Consider the following 2,472-nt stretch of genomic DNA (forward strand, 5'->3'; position numbering starts at 1 on the left):
GCAGCGCAGGGCCGGCCCGAACCCCGCAAATGGTTGGGCCACCCAAGCTCGATCGCAGGCCCGGCTCAGCAGACCGCGATCGAGACGCAACCGACCAGGATCGACCTCTTAACACCAGCTACCTAGCGTCTTCCCCTCGATGGAGCCATGGACGCGACGAGGCACCAGGTAATTCAGTACGTCCGAAGGTCTCTCAACGAACCCCAGGGCTGGAACGCTCTACGCATCCCCGAGCGAAGCCAGGGGCAGATGTGCGGACCGTTCTGAATTCTGGGTCCTGATCGGCATGAGCGCGTCACCCAGTGTCGATGTCGGTATCGTCAGGGTCCTTGCATTTGTGCCCCTTTTCGAGCTCCACGATGAGCCTCATCCATACCCGACGCGCGTGCTTGTAGCGCCCCCTGCCGGTCTCCTCGTGGCCCTCAGATTCGGCGGCGCGGAGAATAAGAAACTGGCCGCCCTGGCCCGCCCACTCGTAGACGCCGCAGCATGACGTCTCAATGATCCGGAGGTGATCCCTCCGAGGGCGCAGGTAAGGTTCCCAGCGCGGTACAGGCGGCTCAGGAGCCGACACGGCCACTCGGTACTTCTACGTCGTACTCCTGCAAGTAGCGGAAGACGGTGCGGCGGGATCGCTGCCATGAGCAGGCGAAGGCGAGCTCTAGGAGGGTGTCGGCTTTGAGCTGCGGCTTGATGCCGTAGGCGATCTCGCCGGCGGTCAGTTTGGGCAGCGGCCTCGCCCGCCAGACACCGAGCTGGTCGCGCCACACGTAGAAACGTCTAAAGGCGCCGCGCAAGTCATCAGCGACCGTGTCGTACGCGGAAGTCGCATGTAGACGGCCTTGCAGGCACTTGGGCCCGGCTCCTGTTCTGCCTCGGTCTCCGCGATCATTCTCCGCGGCCATGACGCGCCTCCCTGCGCCTACGCAGGATCACCCACGCTCGATGCCCGTTCCGGTCTATGGACGCGCCGAAGGACGTGGTGGCGCTGGACAGTTCGGCCGTCTCGAAGCCTCCGGTGTAGTCGCAGCCTCCCGGATCGTGAACCTCGATCCGCAAGCTGTCGTCCGACACCTCGATCCGGGTGCCGATGTACTCGCTTTGTCCGGTGCGCCGGATCGCTGCGGACACCAGCGCACGGGCCATCCGTTCGGCATCACTGGCGAGTTCCGGGCGTTCGGTCTGGGCGATGTCACGGGCCCAGATACCCACGCTGTCGATGCTGTCCAGACTGGGCGGAAGCTTCTGCCGATACGTCACACGCCAAACCTTTCCGGGTAGGCTGCACTGTGTACCGATAAGCTTGAAGCTACCCGGTAAGGCTGTCAAGCTACCTGCGTGAATCGAGAAGACGAGCGCCCTCTGTACCTGCGAGTCGCCGATCAACTGCGCGAACGCATCAGGTCAGGAGAGTTGCAGGAAGGAGATCGCCTGCCCTCCGTACCAGGGCTCGCGACCGATCTCGGCATCTCGCGCTCCACCGCCTCCGAGGCGTTGAAGGTGCTCGTCTCCGAGGGTCTGGCCGTGGCGCGATCCGGATCGGGCACCTTCGTCCGGTTGCCCCGGGAACCGCAACGCCTCATCCGGGCGTGGTACCGATCGACACCGTACGGATCGCCGTTTATGCGCGACATGGAAAGGCAGGGCCGCGCGGCCGGCTGGACCTATGACTCGCGGACCGTCCAGGCTCCGCCAGAGATTCGCGACCGGCTGAACCTCGATGAGCGAACGGGCGATGTGGAGGATGTGGTCCGGACCGACTACGTCTTCTCGGCCGATGGGGAGCCGGTCATGCTCTCGACCAGTTGGGAACCGCTTGTGCTCACGCGTGGAACGCCGATCGTCCTTCCGGAGGACGGCATGCTGGCCGGCCGGGGAGTAGCCGAGCGCATGCTGAGCATCGGCGTGCCCATTGACGACTGGGTGGAAGAGGTCGCGTCACGGCTCGGGACCGCCGAGGAGTGTGAGCGCCTTCAGCGCGCGCCAGGCTCGATCATGACGGCGATCCAGCGTACGTATTACTCCGGAAGCACACAGGTCGAGACGGCTGACATCGTGGTACCGGCCGACCGGTTCACACTGGTCTACAGCGGCAAGATGGGCTCCGGCTCCGACAAGCCATCCATTTAGGTATGCGGTGCGGGCAACGAGGGCGGGTGCAGCCGCTCGGCTGCCTGAAGCTGTACCCGCTCGCGTCGCTCCTGCTCCAGGGGCGTGGTTCGAGGCCAGGGAGTCGGCCAATACGGTCGCGGCATGGTTGTGGGTGCACGAACGGTCGGTGACGCGCTGGCGTAAGGCATGGCGCGAGGGCGGTGCGGCGGTGCTGTTGTCCAGCGGCCCGGTGTCGGTGGAGAACCTGAATGCCCGCCGGTGGGAGTGGCTGGATGCCGCGTTACTGCGCGCGCCGCCGGCTTGGGGCTATGGCGAGGACCAGTGTTGGACGCTGGACCTGATCAAGACGCTGATGGGGAG

3 protein-coding genes and 1 pseudogene are annotated in these 2,472 nt (G+C 65.2%); 2 read left to right on the plus strand and 2 right to left on the minus strand.

Features of this window, described 5'->3' with window-relative positions:
* Positions 1-560: 560 nt before the first annotated feature.
* Both ABD331_RS60565 and ABD331_RS60570 read right to left on the minus strand, forming a co-directional pair.
* Positions 561-770, minus strand: coding sequence for a hypothetical protein (locus ABD331_RS60565; protein ID WP_344496668.1), 210 nt, complete (start codon positions 768-770; stop codon positions 561-563).
* A 118-nt stretch (positions 771-888) separates the two neighbouring features.
* Positions 889-1,260 (minus strand): hypothetical protein, encoded by a 372-nt coding sequence (locus ABD331_RS60570; protein WP_344496670.1) that lies wholly within the window; start codon positions 1,258-1,260, stop codon positions 889-891.
* Between the two features lie 78 nt (positions 1,261-1,338).
* Here ABD331_RS60570 and ABD331_RS60575 point away from each other — a divergent pair, with 78 nt between their 5' ends.
* Complete coding sequence (locus tag ABD331_RS60575; RefSeq protein WP_344496672.1) at positions 1,339-2,130, plus strand: GntR family transcriptional regulator; 792 nt, start codon at positions 1,339-1,341, stop codon at positions 2,128-2,130.
* A 148-nt stretch (positions 2,131-2,278) separates the two neighbouring features.
* A pseudogene (locus ABD331_RS60580) lies at positions 2,279-2,472 on the plus strand (IS630 family transposase); the annotation flags it as partial.

Origin of the sequence: Nonomuraea monospora, from assembly GCF_039531895.1 — a bacterium.
Classification (GTDB): domain Bacteria; phylum Actinomycetota; class Actinomycetes; order Streptosporangiales; family Streptosporangiaceae; genus Nonomuraea; species Nonomuraea monospora.